The organism is Cohnella massiliensis, assembly GCF_900169535.1.
Classification (GTDB): domain Bacteria; phylum Bacillota; class Bacilli; order Paenibacillales; family Paenibacillaceae; genus Cohnella; species Cohnella algarum.
In genome coordinates, this window is record NZ_LT821259.1 from 2,840,004 (window position 1) to 2,860,022 (window position 20,019).

At 60.7% G+C, this 20,019-nt stretch carries 18 protein-coding genes; 1 reads left to right on the forward strand and 17 read right to left on the reverse strand.

The genetic code is table 11. From position 1 onward, the window contains the following. Nucleotides 1-144: 144 nt before the first annotated feature. A complete protein-coding gene (locus tag B7E11_RS27040) occupies nucleotides 145-366 on the reverse strand; it encodes a hypothetical protein (protein WP_080840539.1) in 222 nt (73 codons plus the stop codon). 141 nt (nucleotides 367-507) lie between these two features. Continuing rightward, nucleotides 508-1,890: a class I SAM-dependent rRNA methyltransferase gene (locus B7E11_RS27045; RefSeq protein ID WP_080840540.1), complete on the reverse strand. Its 1,383-nt coding sequence runs from the start codon at nucleotides 1,888-1,890 to the stop codon at nucleotides 508-510. A gap of 93 nt (nucleotides 1,891-1,983) precedes the next feature. On the opposite strand from B7E11_RS27045, the gene B7E11_RS27050 reads away from it, so the two are divergent. Continuing rightward, nucleotides 1,984-2,976: a Na/Pi cotransporter family protein gene (locus tag B7E11_RS27050; RefSeq protein ID WP_080840541.1), complete on the forward strand. Its 993-nt coding sequence runs from the start codon at nucleotides 1,984-1,986 to the stop codon at nucleotides 2,974-2,976. A 34-nt stretch (nucleotides 2,977-3,010) separates the two neighbouring features. Here B7E11_RS27050 and deoC read toward each other — a convergent pair whose 3' ends face one another. The 15 genes from deoC to B7E11_RS27125 form a co-directional block, all read right to left on the reverse strand. Further along, nucleotides 3,011-4,159 carry a deoxyribose-phosphate aldolase gene (gene deoC / locus B7E11_RS30820; protein ID WP_080840542.1) on the reverse strand — a complete coding sequence of 383 codons (1,149 nt, stop codon included), beginning with the start codon at nucleotides 4,157-4,159 and terminating at the stop codon, nucleotides 3,011-3,013. A gap of 131 nt (nucleotides 4,160-4,290) precedes the next feature. After that, entirely contained in the window at nucleotides 4,291-5,640 is a 1,350-nt protein-coding gene (gene mtaB, locus B7E11_RS27060; RefSeq protein ID WP_080840543.1) for a tRNA (N(6)-L-threonylcarbamoyladenosine(37)-C(2))-methylthiotransferase MtaB, read from the reverse strand. A 6-nt stretch (nucleotides 5,641-5,646) separates the two neighbouring features. Continuing rightward, nucleotides 5,647-6,420, reverse strand: a complete 774-nt coding sequence (locus B7E11_RS27065; protein WP_080840544.1) for an RsmE family RNA methyltransferase — start codon at nucleotides 6,418-6,420, stop codon at nucleotides 5,647-5,649. Between the two features lie 67 nt (nucleotides 6,421-6,487). After that, nucleotides 6,488-7,210 carry a site-2 protease family protein gene (locus B7E11_RS27070; protein ID WP_080840545.1) on the reverse strand — a complete coding sequence of 241 codons (723 nt, stop codon included), beginning with the start codon at nucleotides 7,208-7,210 and terminating at the stop codon, nucleotides 6,488-6,490. Further along, nucleotides 7,207-8,199 (reverse strand): 50S ribosomal protein L11 methyltransferase, encoded by a 993-nt coding sequence (gene prmA / locus B7E11_RS27075; protein WP_080840546.1) that lies wholly within the window; start codon nucleotides 8,197-8,199, stop codon nucleotides 7,207-7,209. The genes B7E11_RS27070 and prmA overlap by 4 nt, the downstream gene beginning before the upstream one ends. Before the next feature lie 119 nt (nucleotides 8,200-8,318). Continuing rightward, on the reverse strand, nucleotides 8,319-8,603 hold the full coding sequence (locus B7E11_RS27080) for a hypothetical protein (RefSeq protein WP_080840547.1): 285 nt from the start codon (nucleotides 8,601-8,603) through the stop codon (nucleotides 8,319-8,321). Between the two features lie 5 nt (nucleotides 8,604-8,608). Then, the gene (locus tag B7E11_RS27085) at nucleotides 8,609-8,788 is read right to left on the reverse strand and encodes a YfhD family protein (RefSeq protein WP_080840548.1); all 180 of its coding nucleotides are present in this window, start codon (nucleotides 8,786-8,788) and stop codon (nucleotides 8,609-8,611) included. Between the two features lie 126 nt (nucleotides 8,789-8,914). Continuing rightward, nucleotides 8,915-10,042 (reverse strand): molecular chaperone DnaJ, encoded by a 1,128-nt coding sequence (gene dnaJ / locus B7E11_RS27090; protein WP_080840549.1) that lies wholly within the window; start codon nucleotides 10,040-10,042, stop codon nucleotides 8,915-8,917. Nucleotides 10,043-10,141: 99 nt separating this feature from the next. Continuing rightward, entirely contained in the window at nucleotides 10,142-11,989 is a 1,848-nt protein-coding gene (gene dnaK / locus B7E11_RS27095) for a molecular chaperone DnaK (RefSeq protein WP_080840550.1), read from the reverse strand. 54 nt (nucleotides 11,990-12,043) lie between these two features. Further along, complete coding sequence (gene grpE, locus B7E11_RS27100) at nucleotides 12,044-12,652, reverse strand: nucleotide exchange factor GrpE (RefSeq protein ID WP_080840551.1); 609 nt, start codon at nucleotides 12,650-12,652, stop codon at nucleotides 12,044-12,046. Nucleotides 12,653-12,718: 66 nt separating this feature from the next. Beyond that, nucleotides 12,719-13,744, reverse strand: a complete 1,026-nt coding sequence (gene hrcA / locus B7E11_RS27105; protein WP_080840552.1) for a heat-inducible transcriptional repressor HrcA — start codon at nucleotides 13,742-13,744, stop codon at nucleotides 12,719-12,721. A gap of 149 nt (nucleotides 13,745-13,893) precedes the next feature. After that, entirely contained in the window at nucleotides 13,894-14,355 is a 462-nt protein-coding gene (locus tag B7E11_RS27110) for an N-acetyltransferase (RefSeq protein WP_080841054.1), read from the reverse strand. A gap of 138 nt (nucleotides 14,356-14,493) precedes the next feature. After that, complete coding sequence (gene hemW, locus B7E11_RS27115; protein ID WP_245809872.1) at nucleotides 14,494-15,648, reverse strand: radical SAM family heme chaperone HemW; 1,155 nt, start codon at nucleotides 15,646-15,648, stop codon at nucleotides 14,494-14,496. A 124-nt stretch (nucleotides 15,649-15,772) separates the two neighbouring features. Continuing rightward, nucleotides 15,773-17,590: a translation elongation factor 4 gene (gene lepA / locus B7E11_RS27120; protein ID WP_080840554.1), complete on the reverse strand. Its 1,818-nt coding sequence runs from the start codon at nucleotides 17,588-17,590 to the stop codon at nucleotides 15,773-15,775. Nucleotides 17,591-17,699: 109 nt separating this feature from the next. Continuing rightward, complete coding sequence (locus tag B7E11_RS27125) at nucleotides 17,700-19,700, reverse strand: endonuclease MutS2 (protein ID WP_080840555.1); 2,001 nt, start codon at nucleotides 19,698-19,700, stop codon at nucleotides 17,700-17,702. Nucleotides 19,701-20,019: the final 319 nt, after the last annotated feature.

The following is a 20,019-nucleotide window of genomic DNA, read 5'->3' on the forward strand; positions in this document are numbered from 1 at the left end:
CATATCGCGGACAAGGGCGCACAGGCGTTCGCAGATTCGGAATCTGCCATCCGATATGCAAAAAAGGACCGCGGGGAAAACGCCCCAAGGCCCTAATAGGTCCGAATTTCCCCCAACGCTGCGAACGGGCGCATCGGGAAAGATTCACGAAATATTCAAATAAAGCTTCGTGCCGTCCTCGAACCAGAATATCGCCGCGTCCGACCACAGTTCGACATCGATCACTTGCTTCCATTTGCGGCGGAATTCCAGATCGAGCGCCATTTCGCGCATGCGTTTGTTCAATCGCTGACGGCTTTCGAGCCGTTTCGCCTTGTTTCGCAGCGGCACGGAGCGCCTTCCGAATCGCAGCACATCCATCATCATTCACTTCCTCTCTCCTTTATCTATGTTTACAGATTACAGGAGAGATTTTAGAAAAGTTACAGGTTGCGCGACTCATACTTTCTTAACAATTAGTCTAAAAAACCCAATCCGCTTCCTGTCCGAAGACCCAGAAGCCCGTCCTCAAAGCGCTTTTCGGGTGCGGACCTCGAAGATGCCGAATTTCAAATAATGACCTTCTTCGACACCGCCGAGCTGCGGATGATCTTTGCCCGCCCCCCGCCATTCGATGCAGCGAAGAATTTTGCCGGCGTCGGCGGCGGCCTCCAGAAGCGTCTCCATGAACAGCTCCGGCCGCACATGATAAGAGCAGCTCGCCGTGACCAAATAGCCGCCTTCGTTGACCAACTTCATCGCGTGCAAATTGATGTCCTTATAGCCGCGTATGGCGCTGGGCACGGCCCGCTTCGTCTTGGCGAACGCCGGCGGATCGAGAATGACGACGTCCCACGTCCGGCCTTCCGAAACGAGCGGCTTCGACGTATCCGCCTTGCCTCCGGCCGCTCTTTGCAGGCGTTCTTCCCGGCCCTTGACCTGCTGCCGCAAATATTCGAAAGCGTCGGCCGTCACGAATTCGACCCGGTCGGAAAAGCCGTTCCGCTCGACGTTGCGCTTTGCGGTTTCGATCGCATGCGCCGAAATATCGAGACAGGTCGCTTTTTTCGCGCCGTATTTGCAGGCATGCAGAGAAAAGCTGCCGGTATGCGCGAAACATTCGAGCACGGTCGCCCCGTCCCAATAAGGGAACGTGACCGGATTTCCGTTGGCATTGACGGGAACGTCCCGGATGCCTTCCTCCGTTTCTCTGCGCTCCACGACGATGCCGCTCCTTGCGCCCCATCCGGTCATCAGCGGCGCGATGGCGGCGCGATTTTCCCGTTGGTCGAAAAAGTATCCCGTTTTTTGCCCGCCTTCGATATCGACTTCGACTTTCAGGCCGTTTTCCTCGATGACGACGTAGCGGGGACATTCGCCGTACAAAACGCCGATGCGCTCCTCCAGCCCTTCGAGCATGCGGACGCCGACGTCGCTGCGCTCGTAAATGCCGCGCGGCGCGAACACGTCGATCAAAGCCGGCAGCCAAAGCTCGCGGGCCTTGTCCATCCCGAGCGTCAGCACCTGCACGACAAGTACGTCGGCATACCGGTCGACGACGAGTCCAGGGAGAAAATCCGCTTCGCCGAACACGAGCCGGCAGGACGGCTCGGAGCCGGAAAACCGGCGGCGGTGGTCGGCGCACGTTTGGAATCGAGCCTTGAACCATTCCGTATCCCACCGCTCAAGCGGCTTGTAGGAGACGATCCGGACGGAAATTTGGGAAGCCGGGTTCCAGTACCCGACGGCCTGAAATTGGCCACGGTGGTTGAACACCTGAACGAGGGCTCCGGGTTCGGCTTCTCCCTCCAGCTTTTCGATTTCGTTCCGAAACACCCACGGATGGCCTTGCTCCAGCCTCGGACGGCGGGAGCGGTTCAGGACGACGCGGGCTTGAACCTCATTGGACATGTCGATCACGCCTTTCTTTAAGGACATTACTTGTCCGGTCTGAGCATAAAATGATATGTAAATTTTTCATGGGATGACGGGAGGAATGAGACGATGTGGGTTCCGCTCGTCGCCGCTTCGATTTTCGGACTGGCCTTGCTGCTCGGCGGCATGAAAATGACGGAAACGGCGCTTCGCGTCTGGGCCGGGGACCGGCTGAACGCCGCGCTTGAACGAACGACTTCGACCCCCTTGCGCGGCTTCGTATCCGGAACCGTGACTTCCGGGCTGCTGCAAAGCGGAACCGCGGTGACGCTGCTGACGATCGGCCTCGTCAACGCCGGCATGCTGCCGCTCGCCAACAGCTTCGGCATTTTGCTCGGGACCAACGTCGGCACGACCCTGACGACCGAATTGATCGGCCTCCGCATTCACCGCTTCGGCCTGCCCCTGCTCGGTGCTTCTCTCGTCGTCTGGCTATGGACGTTTCTGTCGCTGGAAGCCCGCCTGGCGCCTCCTCTTCCCCGCCATGCCGCGGAAGCGTTGCGCTACGGCTCGGCGGCGACGGCGGGCTTCGCGCTCATGCTGGTCGGGTTCGCTTCGCTGCAGTCGATCGGCCCCGCCCTTCAGCAAAACGGCACGTTCGCGGAATGGATGGCGTTCGCCGAGCAAAGGCCGGTATGGGGGCTGCTCGGAGGAGCGGCGCTGTCCGCGCTCGTCCATTCGAGCTCGGCGGTCATCGGCATGGCGATGAGTCTCGCCGATACAGGAACGCTGCCGGCCGTAACCGGCGTCGCCGTCGTGCTGGGCGCGAACGTCGGCACGTGCTTTACCGGATTGCTTGCCTCGCTTGCCGGCGGCAGGGGCGGCCGGTTCGTCGCGCTGTCGCAAATCGCCCTGAACGTGGGCGGGACGATGCTGTTCTACCCGTTGAAGGGGGAGCTGCTCGCCGTTTCCGCCGCGATCGCCCCGGGCCACCCGGCCGCCCAAATCGCGCATGCCCAGACGCTGTTCAACGTCGCCTGTTCCGTGCTCGCCCTGCCGATCGCGTATTTGGGCGTCCGCGCGCTCGAACCTCCGCAGTCGCCTCTCGCGCGTGGCAAGTAACGTCCGCCGAGCGCCGCTCGCCGGCGCGGTTCGCTTAATACCCGCCGGAAGCGGCGGCCGATCCCCCGGCAATGGCGACGCCGGAGCTCGTGCCGATCCGGCTCGCGCCGGCCAGCAGCATCGCGGCGGCCGTTTCCGCGCTCCGCACGCCTCCCGAAGCTTTCACGCCCAGGCGCGGAGACACCGCTTCGCGCATTAGCCGTATATCCGCTTCCGTCGCGCCGCCCGGCCCGAATCCGGTCGACGTCTTCACGTAGTCGGCGCCCGCCGCCTCCGTCAGCTTGCACGCTTCCCGCTTCAGCTCTTCCGAAGGCAGCGCTCCCGTTTCCAGAATGACCTTGACGAGCGCGCCTCCCTGCACCGCCTGCACGACCGACGCGATATCCCGTTCCACGGCGTCGAAATCCCGGTCGAGCAGCCTGCCGATCGGCAGCACCATATCGATTTCCGAAGCGCCGTCCTCGACGGCGGCCGCGGCTTCGAACGCTTTGGCCCGCGTCGCCATGGCGCCGAGGGGAAAGCCGACGACGGCGCACACTTTGACGGGGGTTCCGGACAGCTTCTCCCGGCACATCCGAACCCAGCGCCCGTTCACGCATACGCTGTAAAACCCGTATTCAAGCGCCTCGTCGCAAAGCTTCGCGAAATCGTCCGCGCGCGCGTCCGCCTTCAGCAGCGTATGGTCGATAAACGGCGCCATCGACTGGCCCGGCAGCCAGATCGGAAAGCGGCCGCCCGGCGGCGCCGGCTCGGTATCGGCCGGCTCGAACCCCAGCTTGCGAAGCGCCGCGCGCAGCACCTCGTCGTTCGTGTCGTAACCGCCTTCGCGCTGAAGCCGCCAGCTTTCTTCCGGCGTATGCCAGGCGACGCCCGCGATTTCTTCCGTTTGCGCTTTCAAGGAGCCGTCCCCGGCTTCGACCAGGAAGTAATGCACTTCCTTCTGAACGGCTTCCCGATCGGCGGATTCGTACTGGTAGCGAATGACCGACAGCGGCGCCACGATTCGGCCGGAAATGCCCGTTTCCTCCGAAATTTCGCGGAGCGCCGTCTGCTCGATCGACTCGCCTTCCTCCATCTTCCCCTTAGCCAGCGTCGTTTTTCCGAATCGGTCTTTAATCAACTGAATTTCCAGGCTCCCGTTCCGATTCCGGTAGACGACGCCCCCCGCGGAAATTTCCTTCACTTTCGACTCCCCCTGCCAAATATCCGAATCTGCAACTTATGTACGACAAAAGATTCCATCCCGGCAACGCGGCAGCCGCTGCCGTCCGCCCATCGCCGGGTTGAAATCTTTCTTCTCCTTCGACTTAAACCTCAAGCCCGCATCGCCATCGGAAAGCTGTCTTCCAGCACCTCGAGCAGCTCGCCCTTGCACTCGTTGACGCCCGTTTCCGTGACGCGCACGCGGCACAGTTTGCCGACGAGCGACTCGTCGCCTTCGAACGCCACGAGCAAATAATTGTCCGCGTGCCCGGCAATGAAGCCGGAGCCTTCGCGCGCTTTGCCGGTTCGCTCGGGGATAACCTCAAGCTCGCGTCCGGCCCATTTGCGCGCGTATTCCGCCTGCATCGACTCGGACAGGTCGATCAGCTTGTGCACCCTCTCGTGCTTCAGCTCCTCGTCGACCTGGTCATCCATGCGCGCCGCCGGCGTTCCCGTCCGCTTCGAATACGGAAACACATGCATTTCGGCAAATCCGATTTCCTTCATGAACCGGTAGCCGTTCTCGAATTGCTCGTCCGTCTCTCCGGGAAACCCGACGATCACGTCGGTCGTGATCGCGACGTCCGGCATCGCTTCCTTGATGCGGGCGATTTTGTCCGCGAATTCGGCGGTCGTATATTTGCGCCGCATCCGCTTCAAAATCGCGTCGTCGCCGGCTTGCAGCGGGATGTGCAAATGCCGGCACATTTTCGGGGACGAATTGAGCACGGCGATCATCTTGTCGTCGATCTGGCTCGCTTCGATCGAGCTGATGCGGATCCGTTCCAGCCCTTCGACCTTGTCGAGGTCGGCCAGCAAATCGGCTAGCCGGTAGTTTTCCAGGTCGTCGCCGTAGCCGCCGGTATGGATGCCGGTCAGCACGATTTCCTTGTAGCCAGCGGCGACGAGCTGCCGCGCCTGCTTGAGCACGCTTGCGGAATCCCGGCTGCGCGAAAGGCCGCGCGACCACGGAATGATGCAGAAGGTGCAAAAATTGTTGCAGCCCTCCTGGATTTTCAGGAATGCCCGCGTCTTGTCGGCGAAGGCCGGCACGTCAAGCTCCTCGAATTCGCGCGTCTTCATTATGTTGCGGACCGCGTTGACCGGCTTGCGCTCCTTCTGAATGTCCGCGATAAGCGTCATCAGCTTGTCGCGATCCTGTGTCCCGATGACGAGATCGACGCCCTCGATATCCATGATCTCCGCGGGCGACGTCTGCGCGTAGCAGCCGGTGACGGCAATGACGGCGTCCGGATTGCGGCGCACCGCCCGCCGGATAATTTGCCGGCTTTTTTTGTCGCCGGTGTTCGTTACGGTGCAGGTGTTGATCACGTAGACGTCCGCGGTCTTCGTTTCGAAATCGACCTGCTCGTAGCCTTCGTTTTTGAACAGCTGCCACATCGCTTCCGTATCGTAGAAATTGACTTTGCAGCCCAAAGTATAAAATGCCACGCTAGGCATGGCGGATCATCCTCCCATTTCTCCGGATTCGTACGCGATGCAAGCAAGCGCCACAAGCGCGGCCGTCTCCGTCCTTAATATGCGGCGGCCCAGACCGACCGCCGTCGCCCCGTTGGCCTCTGCTTCCTCCGCCTCCCTGGGGTCGAAGCCGCCCTCGGGACCGACGACGAGCAGAACGCTCGGATCGTTCCGGCCGTCCGCGGCGAACCGGTTCTTCAAAGCGGCTAGCGCAGGCTGAAGTCCCGCACCGCTTCGCCCTTCCTCTTCGTAGCAGAGCAGCACCGAATCGAATTCGCGGAACGAAGCCAGCAGCTCCTTCCACGAGATGACGGGCTTAACCTCCGGCACGATCGAGCGGTGCGATTGCTCGGCCGCCTCCTTGGCGATCGTGCGCCAACGCGCGAGCCGCTTCCCTTCCTTGCGCTCGTCGTACTGGACGATCGTCCTTCTGGAAACGAACGGCTGAAACCGGGCGGCGCCCGCCTCGGTTCCCTTCTGAATGACGGTTTCCAGCTTGTCTCCTTTCGGCAAGCTTTGGGCGACGGCGACGCGCCACGCCATTTCCGAGCCCGAATCGATCCATTCGAGCAACGTGCCGGCAACGGCGCCCGTCCCGATCGTATCGATCCGAACCTTCGCTTCCCGTCCGGCACCGTCGCAAGCGATAAAAACGTCCCCCGGCTTCGCCCGCATCACCGCGCTCAAATGACGGGCATCCTCGCCCGCCAGCGTCACGCCGGCTTCGCCGAATTGGCCGGGAGCGACGAAATAGCGCTGCATGTCTCAAGCCCCCCGCTTTTTTCTACCCTTCATCATACCTCGTTTGCCGATATGGCGCCACCTTCGATTAGAGCGCCCAGCCGAGCATATAGCCCAGCGTCCGGACGATGACCGAATTTCCGGCGTTTCCGAACAGGCTCGAGAGCAGCCCGTTCATTGCCTCCTGAATCGGCGCGGCCAGCGAAAACAACGGCGTGATTGTGGCGTTGCGCAGCGGCGGAATGAACACGAGCAGCAAGAAGACGAACATCCCCCACTGCTCGTTCTGGCTCATTTTAAGACGTACGTTAAGCGGCGCGAACTCCTCGACGATCCGGTAGCCGTCCAACGGCGGCAGCGGAATCAGATTAAACAAAAAAAGGATGACGTTAATATGAAGCCAGTAGGAGATGAAAGTCGACACCGTTTCCAGCATCGCCTGCGACGGGGCTTCCAGCGCCCCGACCGCAACCAGAACATAAAGGACGAGAAGTCCCAGAAAGGCGAGCAGCAAATTGCTGACGGGTCCCGCGGCCGTCACGGCGACGCTCATCAGCCTCGGACGGCGAAACCGGCTTCTGCGGACCGGAACCGGCTTCGCCCAGCCGAACCCCGCAATGAGCAAAAACAAGATGCCGAACAAATCCAGATGGGCCATCGGATTGAGCGTGACCCGGCCTTGCTCGTAGGCGGTCGGATCGCCGAACTTCCAGGCCGTCCACGCATGCGCGAATTCGTGCACCGTAAAAGCAAGCAGCATCGTCAGGACGATGAACGGCAGATGCTCGAGCGGGTACCAGAGAAAATTCATTCCGCGTCTCCCTTCGGCTTGCCCGCCACGAACGCGATCCAGTCGTCCTGGCGGACCCGGTCGACGATTTCGAAGCCTGCGGCGAGCAGCGCGGCTTCCACGTCGGCTTCCTTGTTTTTGTAAATGCCGCTGGCAATGTAAATCCCGCCCGGCTTCAGCACGTCCATCACGTCGGAAACGAACAAAAGAATGATCTCGGCGAGAATGTTCGCCACGACGATATCGACGGGCGGGCGAACGGAGCCGCTCTCCCGCGTCTCCTCCCTCTCCGCCGATCGGAGCACGCCGAGAAGATCGCTTTTCCTGACTTCGATTGCGCCTTCCAGGCCGTTCAGCGCCGCGTTTTGCTCCGCGCTCGTCACCGCCACCGGATCGAGGTCGACGGCCAGCACCCGCTCGGCCCCGAGCCGGATGGCGCCGATCGCGAGGATGCCGGACCCCGTGCCGACGTCGATCACCGTCTCCCCGCCGGAAATGGCGCCTTCGAGCGTGCGCAGGCAAAGCGCGGTCGTCGGATGCGTTCCCGTGCCGAACGCCATGCCCGGATCGAGCTCGATGATCAGCTCGCCGGGCCGCGCTTCGTACTCCTCCCACGTCGGCTTGATCGTCAAACGATCGGTTACCGCGATCGGCTTGAAATATTTCTTCCACGCATGCGCCCAGTCTTCCTCGTCCACCTCGGCTACGCTGATCCGGAATTGTCCCGCGTCGAAGCCGAATTCGGGCAATCCGGGCAGCAGCCTCTCAAGCTCCGCGGCGACCCCGTTCGCATCGGTGTCCTCCGAAAAATAACCTTTAATATAAGCGTAGCCCGCAGGGATGTCGTTGAGCGGCTTGTCGTACCATTGGCCGTAAGACGTATCCCTCGGCTTGTCGGGCGTCCACGATTCCTCGATCGATACGCCTCCCGCCCCCAGCTCGTGAAGATAATTGGCGATAATATCCTGCGAATCCTCCGCCGCGAAGACGGTCACTTCAAACCAACGCACAGCTTTTCCTCCCTGATTCAAACGGCACTCCGATTGACGGTTCATTGACCTTCATTATACACGCTTCGCGGAAGAGGACGCAAAAAAACGCCTGGGCCCTGCGGCCCGGCGCTTCAAACTCAAGGGGCTTCCGATCGAACTTGGCCGCCGGCTTGCTCGATGACGGTCCTGGCTTGCCGCGCCGCGGCCGCCGGCACCTGCACGGACAGGCTGAACGCCTCTGCGGAATCGGCTTCTCCGAGCTCGCCGGAAGCTTCGATTCCTTGATCCCCGGGAAGCGAACCCGCTTCTCCGCCGAGCCGTTCCATTCGGAACCGGTCGGCGCGAAGAGCCGCCAGTTTGCGGACCGCCCGCTCCGCCTGATCCTGCGACGGAAAACTGGCGGCCATCGATACCATGTCCATCGCGCTTATTCCCCTTTATACAAGGCCGCGCGGCGATCCGCTTCCTCGGCTCTTTGCTGCGCTTCCAGATCGTCTTCGTCCGCCAGCTCCTGGGAAAACTCCACGTCCTCGGCCGAAGCAACCGGAAGCTTGGCGGGCGGATTCGAACGAAACGGCTTCTGGTTAAAGAAATCGCGTAAGCTCATCGTCGATCCATCCTTTGATTTGTAGTTTGCCTCAGTTAAGTAGCATGCGCGGTCGCTTTCGCGGCTATGCACGGCAAAGAGCCCCCTTCCGCGCAAACGGCGGGCAGGAGGCCGGGGAACGGGCGATCAGTCGCCTAAAATCGCTTTTTTCATGCGTTCGAAAATGTTCGAGGGGTGCTGCTCCTGCGTCGATTCCCCGCTCTTGGCGGCAAAATCGCGCAGCAGATCCTTCTGGGCGTCGGACAGGTTGGTCGGCGTCACGATCGTCACCTTGACGTGCTGGTCGCCTTGCCCGTAGCCGCGAAGCTTCGGCACGCCCTTTCCCTTGAGCCGGAAATACGTGCCCGTCTGGGTTCCGGCCGGAATTTTGAGCTTGACCTTTTCCGTCAACGTCGGAACTTCGATCTCGTCGCCGAGCGCCGCCTGCACGAACGTAAGCGGCACTTCGCAATAGATGTCGTCTCCTTCGCGTTCGAAAAACTCGTGCTCCTTCACCCGAAGAACGAGGTAAAGATCGCCCGGGGGCCCTCCGCGCACGCCGGCTTCCCCTTCGCCGCTGACGCGAAGCTGGGCGCCGTCGTCGACGCCTGCCGGAATTTTGACGTGGATTTTCCGCTGGCGTTTCACTTGGCCGCTGCCGCCGCAAGTCCCGCAGCGCTCGCGGATCGTCTTGCCGCGCCCGCCGCAAGCGGAACATACCCTGCGGTTGACGATGCGCCCGAACGGCGTATTCTGCACGACTTCTTCCTGGCCGGTGCCCCGGCAGGAGGAACAGGTGTCCACTTTCGAGCCGGGCTTCGCGCCGCTGCCGTGGCACGTGTCGCAAGTTTCGGTGCGGGGAATGGTCAAATCCGTTTCCTTGCCGAAAACCGCTTCCTTGAACGTAAGGGTCATCGTATATTGCAAATCGTTCCCGCGCTGAGGAGCGTTCGGATCGCGCCGGCCGCCGCCGCCGAAAAACATATCGAAAATGTCGCCGAAGCCGCCCGCGAAATCGCCGGCCCCGCCAGCTCCGCCGCCGAAGCCCGCCATCGGATCCTGATGACCGTACTGGTCGTAGCGCGCGCGCTTCTGAGGATCGCTCAAAACGTCGCTCGCTTCCTTGACCTCCTTGAATTTCGCTTCGGCGTCGGGCGCCTTGTTGACGTCGGGATGGTACTGGCGAGCGAGTTTCCGATAGGCTTTTTTGATATCTTCGGCCGAAGCGTTCCGGTCGACCCCCAGCACTTCGTAATAGTCTCGTTTCTCTGCCACTGCTCCGCCTCCTCATGAGGAAAGTCAAAGCCGTTTCGGTCGCCGGTCCGGCAACGGAAACGAGCTTTGACTTCGATCAGGCTTTCGTTTTGGTTGTGCTTATTTCTTGTCTTCGTCCACGACTTCGTAATCCGCGTCGACGACGTTGTCTTTTTTGGCGGGGCCGCCGTCGGCAGCCGCTCCCGCCGCGCCTTGCGAGGCTTGCGCGTCCGCGGCCGCCTGCTCGTAGAGCTTGACGGACAGCTGCTGCACGATTTGCGTCAGCTCGTCGGTCGCCGCTTTGATTTCGTCGAGATTTTCGCCTTCAAGCGCTTTTTTCAATTTTTCTTTGGCGGCGTCCGCTTTCTCGACTTCGCCCGGATCGGCTTTCTCGCCGAGATCCTTGATCGTCTTCTCCACCGTGTACACGAGCTGGTCGGCGTTGTTTTTCGTTTCGATCAGCTCGCGGCGCTTCGCGTCTTCCTCGGCGTGAAGCTCGGCTTCCTTCTGCATCCGGTCGATTTCTTCCTTGCTCAGGCCGCTCGAGGACGTGATCGTGATTTTTTGGCTTTTGCCCGTGCCTTTGTCGAGAGCCGATACGTTGACGATGCCGTTGGCGTCGATATCGAATTTGACCTCGATTTGCGGGATGCCGCGCGGCGCCGGCGGAATGTCGCTCAGGATGAAGCGGCCGAGCGTCTTGTTGTCGCGGGCCATCGCGCGTTCGCCCTGCAGGACGTGAATTTCGACCTGCGTCTGGTTGTCCGCGTACGTCGAGAACACCTGCGATTTTTCCGTCGGGATCGTCGTGTTGCGGTCGATCATCTTCGTCATGACGCCGCCCGCCGTTTCGATGCCGAGCGACAGCGGCGTCACGTCGAGGAGAACGACGTCCTTCACGTCGCCGGTCAGAACGCCCGCTTGCACGGCGGCGCCCAGGGCGACGACTTCGTCCGGGTTGACGCCTTTGTGCGGTTCCTTCCCGGTCAATTTCTTGATCGCTTCCTGGACGGCCGGAATCCGCGAGGAACCGCCGACGAGAACGACCTTGTCGATCTCGGAAGCGCTGAGGCCCGAATCCGCAAGCGCCTGGCGCGTCGGAGCCATCGTGCGCTCGACGAGCGATTCGGTCAATTCGTCGAATTTGGCGCGGGTCAGGTTAAGCTCCAAGTGCTGCGGAACGCCGTCGACCATCGTGATGAACGGCAGCGAAATCGTCGTGCTCAGCACGCCGGACAGTTCCTTTTTCGCTTTTTCCGCCGCGTCTTTCAGCCGCTGCACGGCCGCGCGGTCTTTCAGCAGATCGACGCCGTGCTCTTTTTTGAATTCGGCGCTGAGCCATTCCATGATCGCCTGGTCGAAATCGTCGCCGCCGAGATGGTTGTCCCCGCTCGTCGCCTTGACTTCGAAGAAGCCGGAGCCGAGTTCGAGAATGCTGACGTCGAACGTGCCGCCGCCGAGGTCGAAGACGAGAATCGTCTGGTCTTCTTGCTTCTCCAGGCCGTATGCGAGCGCGGCCGCCGTCGGTTCGTTCACGATCCGGAGCACTTCGAGGCCTGCGATCGCGCCCGCGTCCTTCGTTGCCTGGCGCTGGCTGTCGTTGAAGTAGGCCGGAACGGTAATGACCGCTTGCGTGACCGGCTGCCCCAAATACGCTTCCGCGTCGGCTTTGAGCTTCTGCAGGATCATCGCCGAAATTTCTTGCGGCGTATATTCCTTGTCTTCGATTTTTACTTTATAGTTGGTGCCCATATGGCGCTTGATCGAAATGACCGTGCGGTCGGGGTTCGTAATGGCTTGGCGCTTCGCGGTTTCGCCGATCGTGCGCTCGCCGTCTTTTTTGAAGCCGACGACCGACGGGGTCGTGCGGTTGCCTTCCGGATTGGGAATGACGACGGCTTCGCCGCCTTCCATAACCGCGACGCAGGAGTTTGTCGTCCCCAGGTCGATCCCGATTACTTTGCTCATGTCAAATCTTCCTCCTCACATCGTCCTGCGGATTTGCTATTGTTCTAAGTATGTTTATTGGCTGACCTTGACCATGGCCGGGCGAAGCACTTTGTCCTTCAGCATATAGCCCGTCTGAACGACCTCGACGACGATTCCTTCGCCGTATTCTTCGGATTCGACCTGCATGATCGCCTGATGGACTTCCGGATCGAACGGCTGGCCGACCGGTTCCATCGCTTTAAGGCCTTCGTTCTCCAGCACTTGGCTGAGCTGGCGGTATATCATTTCGATTCCTTTGGATAAAGCGCCGTCGTCCGTCGCCTCTCCTCCGGCTTTCAATGCGCGCTGGAAATTGTCCACGACCGGCAGTAGTTCGCCGATCAGCTTCGCCGATGCGTACTTGGACAGCTCCTCTTTTTCTTTCAACGTGCGACGGCGGAAATTGTCGAAATCCGCTTGCGCCCGCAAAAAACGCTGATAGTTGTCATCCGCCTGCCGCTGCAGCTCCTGGATTCGCGAATCCTCTTCGTTCGCGGCGGTTTCCGCGGCTTCGGGCTCGGCAGTCCGGTCCGCTTCCGCCTGTTCGGGTTGCTGCGTCCCCGCTTCCGTAGCGGCTTCCGTTTCCATTGCGGCTTCGGCCGCTTCCTCGCGTTGCTGCTCCATCTTTTCGGACTCCTTCATCTCTTGACTGCTCACGCACCCATCACCTCCTTACCCTGCCTCCCGGCAGCGGCGCGTATACTCTTCTCATTTATACCAGCGGCTCCACAGTTTGGTTACGTCGTTGGACAAAAATTCGAGAAGATGAATGACTTTGCCGTATTCCATCCGGGTCGGTCCGAGAATGCCGATCGTTCCCAGCGATTGCCCGTCCAGGGAAATCGTCGCCGTGATCAGGCTGCAGGAATTGATCTCCTCCACCGCATTCTCCGTGCCGATGCGTACCTGAATGCCCTCGGGAAGCGCATGGAAAAGCTGCATCAGCTTCGACGTCTCCTCGAGCGTATCCAAAATGCCTTTCACCTTGCCGACGTCCTTGAATTCGGGCTGCGTCAAAATATTGGTCGCCCCGCTTAAAAAGACGTGCGGCTCCGTTTCGTCGGACAGCGTCTTGCCCAGCATATCGAGAATTTGCTCGCACCGGTCGACGAACCGCCTCAGCTCGCGGGCCACCTCGGTGTGAAGCACCGACTTGATCCGGACGAACGGGACCCCCGTCAGCTTGTCGTTGAGCAAATTGACGATTTTCTGAATGTCGCCCATCTGGATGCCTTCCGGAATCGTGACGGTCTTATGCTCGACGTGCCCCGTGCTCGTGACGATAATCGCCACGGCGGAACTGTCGTTAAGCGGCACCAGCTGGAAGTGCTTCAGCGTCGTGCTGAACATTTCCGGCCCGAGCACGATGGACGTATAGTTGGTCAGTTGCGACACGATCGTCGCCGCCTGGTTGATGACGCCTTCCCAATGGTTCATTTTCTCCGCGAAAAAGCTGTGCAGCTTGACGACATCCTCGTCGCTGACGCCGGCGAACGGAATCAGATGATCGACATAATAGCGATAACCTTTGACCGAAGGGACGCGGCCGGCCGACGTATGCGGCTGCTCCAGAAAGCCGAGCTCTTCCAAATCGGCCATCTCGTTGCGGATCGTCGCCGGACTGAAGCTGACGTCGCCCCTCTTGGAGATGCTTCGGGAACCGACCGGTTCCGCAGATCGGATATAGTCGTCGACAATGGCCGATAAAATCATCCTTTGACGTTCGGTCAACATCCGGCATTCCTCCTTCGGTCCGGTTCGTTAGCACTCTTAACGAATGAGTGCTAAACACTATATCAAAAATACCAAACCGCTGCCGCCGTTGTCAAGAATGAACCGGCACGATTTGGCATAATGACGAGTCTATTCGAAAGGCCGTACGGTCAAAAAAGAAGTTTTACGACTGCCGTTTCGTCGCAGCGATCGCGCTTGCTGCAATGAACGCAGTCGGTCCATACCTTTTCCGGGAAAATTTCTTTGTCGACGACGGAAAAGCCGTTTTTCACGAAAAAGTCGACCGCGTACGTAAGCGCCATAACCTTCGGCACGTTCAGCTTCCGCGCTTCGTCGAGCAGGGCGTTCACGATTTTCGTTCCGAGCCCCTGGCCCTTGTAGCCTTCGGCCATTCCCAGCGAACGGATTTCCACCAAGTCGGCGCCGAGCCGGAACAAGGAGCCGCAGCCGATCAGCCGTCCGCCCTCTTCGGCAACGACGAACGAATCGATATGGCGATGCAGCGCCTCCCTGGAACGGGGCAGCATAATGCCTTTCTCGGCGTATCCTTGGATCAGTTCGAACAGCGCGTCGACGTCGCCCGGCGACGCCTTGCGGCAGGTGATGATCATGTTCACGGGAATCCCTTCTTTTCGGCTTCCAAAATAGGTGATGTGAATAAATATACAACAAAGCGAATGAATTCTCAAGAGAGATTTGCGCAGCATCCGCTATTTTTATTCACGGCTATTCGTCGAAAAAGACTCCCGTCACAGAAACGCCCCGAACACCTCGTTGCCCAGCGGCACGCCGCGCTCGGTCAGACGATAGCCGGCGGCCTCGCCTTCGCCGAACGGCTCCAGCAACCCTTGGCTTTGCAGCTTCGTCAGCACTTCGCCGAACACGTCCTCCGGCTCGGTCCCGCCGAATTGGGCGGCGAAATCCGCCCTCCGCACGCCCTGTCGAAGACGCAGTCCGACCATCATGAAATCCTCCATCGCCTCCCGCACCGACACCGGGTCGGTCGTCAGGCGCGGCAGCGCCCTCGCGGCCGCTTCGATATATGGCTGCACGCCCTTGATGTTCATATGGCGGATGCCGCGCGCGTAGCCGTGCGCTCCGGCGCCGAGCCCGTAATACGGCTCGTTCCGCCAATAAACGGAGTTATGCTTGCTCTCGAAGCCGGGACGCGCGAAGTTGCTGATTTCGTAATGGTCGTAGCCGGCCGCGCCGAGACGTTCGCGAAGGTGGGCGTACATCGCCACCTCGACGTCCTCTTCCGGAAGCGGCAGCTCGCCCCGCTCGTACAGCCGGTGGAACAGCGTGTTTTCCTCCACTTTCAGGCTGTACAGCGAGTAGTGCGGCAGATCGAGCTCGAGCGCCCGGGATACGCTGTCGGCAAGCTGCTCGAGCGTTTGGTTAGGCAGCCCGAACATCAGGTCGATCGACAGATTGGAAAATCCGGCGCGGCGGGCGTTCGCAATGCTGTTCACGACGTCGCGCGCCTCGTGAATCCGGCCGATCGCGGCGAGCAGCTTGTCGTCGAACGACTGGGCGCCGAAGCTGATCCGGTTCACGCCGCCCGCCAGCATCGCCTCCAGCTTGGCGGGATCGGTCGTGCCCGGATTCGCTTCCATCGTAAACTCGGCGTCCGCGGCAATCGGAAAATGCCGGGCCACCGCCTGAAGAAACCGCGCCATCTGCCGCGGATCCAGAACGGTCGGGGTGCCGCCGCCCACGAAGACGGTCCGGACCGTCTCGGGAGGCAGCAGCCGGGCCGTTTGCTCCATTTCCTTTTCCAGGGCGTCCAAATAGGCGTCCACCGGCTGGCCGTCGACGACGTACGAGTTGAAATCGCAATAAAAGCATTTGTTCGTGCAAAAGGGAATGTGGATATAAAGCGCGCGCGGGGTCCACGCGTGCAAGGGCACGGACGCTTCGCCTTGCGCGTTGCCGTTGGGCGCGAGGGTCACGATCTTCGCCTCCTTTTCTTCCGGGAACGGGAAAAGCGCGGACTTGAAGCCGCGCCCTTCCCAACTTGTTCCTGCTTTAATTTTCGTCGATTTTCAGGACGGCCATGAACGCTTCCTGCGGCACTTCGACGTTGCCGACCTGCTTCATCCGCTTTTTGCCCTCTTTTTGCTTTTCGAGCAGCTTCCGCTTCCGGGAAATGTCGCCGCCGTAGCATTTGGCGAGGACGTTTTTGCGCATGGCCTTGATCGTCTCCCGGGAGATGATCTTCTGGCCTACGGCCGCCTGGATTGGGACCTCGAACATTTGTCTCGGGATGAGCTCCTTCAGCTTCTCGCAAATGACGCGCCCGCGCTGGTAGGCGCGATCCTTGTGCACGATGAACGACAGGGCGTCGACCTGTTCGCCGTTCAGCAGGATGTCCATCTTCACCAGCTTCGACTGGCGGTAGCCCGACAGCTCGTAATCGAACGAGGCGTAGCCCTTCGTGCTCGATTTCAATTGGTCGAAGAAATCGTAGACGATTTCCGCGAGCGGAATTTCGTATTTCAGCGTGACGCGGTTGGCGTCGAGATATTGCATGTCGATGAATTCGCCGCGCTTGCCCTGGCACAGCTCCATGATGGCGCCGACGAAATCTTTCGGCACGATGACGGAAGCTTTGACGTACGGCTCCTCGACGAACTCGAGCTTGCCCGCCTCCGGATATTCCGACGGGTTGGAAATTTCCAGTTGCTGGCCGTTCGTCAGCGTCACTTTGTAAATAACGCTCGGCGCCGTCGTAATGAGCGGAATGTTGAATTCCCGCTCGATCCGCTCCTGGATGATTTCCATGTGCAGCATGCCGAGGAAGCCGCAGCGGAAGCCGAAGCCGAGCGCCTGCGACGTCTCCGGCTCGAACTGCAGCGAGGCGTCGTTCAGCACGAGCTTTTCCAGCGCGTCGCGCAAATCGTTGTAGTCCGAGGAATCGATCGGATACAAGCCGCAGTACACCATCGGGTTGATTTTGCGGTAGCCCGGCAGCTGCTCCTTCGTCGGGTTTTTCGCGTCGGTAATCGTATCGCCGACGCGGGTGTCCTTCACGTTCTTGATCGAGGCCGTAATGAAGCCGACGTCGCCGGGACCCAATTCGTCCACGATCGTCGCGCGCGGCTTGAACGTCCCGACTTCGACGACGTCGAACGTCGCGCCCGTCGCCATGAACCGGATCGGCGTGCCCGCGCGGATCGTGCCGTCGATAACGCGAATATAGCAGATAACGCCCTTGTACGCATCGTAGTACGAGTCGAAAATGAGCGCCTTGAGCGGCGCGTCCGGGTCGCCGCTCGGCGCGGGAACCTTCTGCACGACCTGCTCCAGAATTTCCTTGATGCCGATCCCGTTTTTGGCGGAGGCCAGCACCGCCTCGCTCGCGTCGAGGCCGATGACGTCCTCCACTTCCTGCCGGACCCGCTCGGGCTCCGCGCTCGGAAGGTCGATCTTGTTGATGACCGGCAGGATTTCCAGGTTGTTGTCCAGCGCCAAATAGACGTTGGCGAGCGTTTGCGCTTCGATGCCTTGCGCCGCGTCGACGATGAGCAGCGCCCCTTCGCAAGCGGCCAGGCTGCGCGACACTTCATATGTGAAATCGACGTGTCCGGGGGTATCGATCAAGTGCAGCGTATACGTCTCTCCGTCGTCCGCCTTGTATTCCAGCCGCACGGCCTGCAGCTTGATCGTAATGCCCCGCTCCCGTTCCAGATCCATCGAGTCGAGCACCTGGTCCTGCATTTCGCGCGAAGACAGCGCGCCGGTATATTCCAAAATTCGGTCGGCCAGCGTCGACTTCCCATGGTCGATATGCGCGATAATGCAAAAATTTCGAATATGGCTTTGTTTGGATCGAATGTCTGCCATCAGAACCTCCACCGGCGTTTACCTCATATGCCTATCCCGTTAATTATAGCAAGGGAAGTCCGGGGCGGCAATGAGCGGTTCCCGGGAGTCCCGGATCGCCCGCTCCCGCTCAGCCGTCCTCGGGCGGCTTCTCGATCCGGACGCCTTCGACATGGCGCTTGCTCATCGCTTTGCGCTTTTTCCGGTTTTCGACGGTCTCGAACACGATGTCCATATCGTAATTCTCCGGATACAAATGCTTTCCTTCTATATATAGGTTCACCCGCTTCCGGTTGATTTTGATTTTCTCCTTGCGGACCTGGACGATCAGATTGCCGCGTTCGTCGGGCAGCCGGTACACGATGCCGCTCGTCCGCATGCTTGGAATCCAGACGGCGTCGCCCGCCTGCAGCGGGCGGTCGGCTGCAGCATCGCCGGCATGCGGCTCGTCGGCTTCGGCCGCTTTCGTTGCGCTCGGCGAAGCCGGACGGCTCGTTCCCCGTCTCGGCTTCCTGTCCGACCGCCGCCCGTTCGCTCGCGCGGTCGCCGGCGGAGCCGCCGGGGGCGGCGCGGCGCCGGGGATCGCGGCATGCGCGCCGCCCCGCTTCAGGCTTTTCGCGATCGCCCGGGCGCGGCCGATGATGTCCTCGCCGATGCCGAGCTTGCGCGCGATGACGAACGCGTAGCTGTTGCCCGCCTCGCCCATCTCGAGCCGGTACAGCGGCCGCAGCGTCTCCTCGTCGAACGCCATCCGGGCGTTGCGGAAGCCCGGGGCGGCGCGCGCGTATTCCTTGATTTCGTTGAAGTGCGTCGTGGCGGCGACAACGGCCCCCCGCCGATGAAGCTCCTCCAGCACGGCGATCGAAAGGCCGACGCCTTCGCCCGGATCGGTTCCGGTCGCGAGCTCGTCGAGCAGGACGAGCGAATCCGGGCCCGCTTCGGCCAAAATGCCGATGACGTTCGTCAAATGGGACGAAAAGGTGCTGAGCGAACGATCCAGGCTTTGGCCGTCGCCGATGTCGGCGGCGACGGACCGAAAGACGGCGAGCTCGCTGCCGGCTTCGGCGGGAACGAGCAGGCCGGACTGGGCCATCAGCGTCAGCAGGCCGATCGTTTTGAGCGCGACCGTTTTGCCTCCGGTATTCGGCCCGGTGATAAGCAGCGAGCGGTACTCCCCGCCTACCGCCACGTTCAGCGGAACGGCCTTGCCGGCCAGAAACGGATGCCGGGCTCCCCGCAGCTCGATTTTTCCCGTTTCGTTCAACTCCACGTTCCGGCCGTCGACGGCGAGCGCCCATTTCGCTTTCGCGAACAAAAAGTCGTAATAGCCGACCGCTTCCACGTTCACCGACAGCTCATGGGCGTACCTTTCGGCCGTCTCGGTCAGGCCGGCCAGCACCTGCAGCTCTTCCCTGCTTTCGTCCGCCCGCAGCGACGCCAGCTCCGCCTGCAGCCCGGCCGCTTCCGCCGGTTCGACGAACACGGTTTGCCCGCTGGCGGATTCGTCAAGCGCAATGCCCGGAACCCGCTTGCGGTATTCCTTTTTGACCGGGAGCACGTAACGCCCGTTCCGCTGCCCGATCAGCCGTTCCTGCAGGATAGACCCATGTCTGGACAGCAGGCTTTCCAGACGCTTGCGCAGCTTCTCGTCGGCCATGCGGATTTTTTTTCGCGTGCCGGCAAGCCCCGGGCTCGCCTCGTCGACGATGCGTCCCCGGTCGATGCTGCCTTCGATCGCGGACCTCAGCTCCTGCAGGTCGTGCAAGGATGCGGCGTAAGCCGCGACGGTCGGGGCGACGGCCGTTTTGGATTCCATGAAGCGGCGGAGCTGGCCGCAGCTTCGGATGAACTTCGCCACGTATTCAAGCTGGCGTTCCGAAAAAATATACCCCGTTCCGAGAAGCCCCATCGCTTCCTCCATTCCTTCCAGCGACGGGAGCGGCACGTTCGATCCTTTCTCGATAAGGGCGCGCGCTTCGCTTGTTTCCGCGAGGCGAACCTTTATGACCCCGATATCGGTCATCGGACGCAATTGCTCCGCGAGCTTTCTTCCCGGATACGTTTGCGCATAGGACGTCAGCTGCTGGATCGCTTTCGGATATTCAAGTTTTTCGAACGAATTCGGATTCATGTCTCATAACCTCCATAAAGGAATTTGGGTACAAAAAAACAGGCCGCAGCCGTTGCCAATAGGCAAAAGCTCGCAGCCTGCTGAGGGATCGGAACCCGTTTGCGCGCAGACGAATGCCTGCGCGCGAACGCAAAAAACCGCGCCCGTAAGAGCGCGGTCTCCAAGTTCCGATCATGCCGTTTCGGCAGGGGCGGACTTCGCCGGTTCTTGACTGGTCATTGAACCCGCCTGCGGCAAACGAAATAAACCGAACTCATTCGGCCTGCTTCGGCTTGTGCCGCGATAAACGGGATATCCAATTGATCAGTTAAGAACCTCG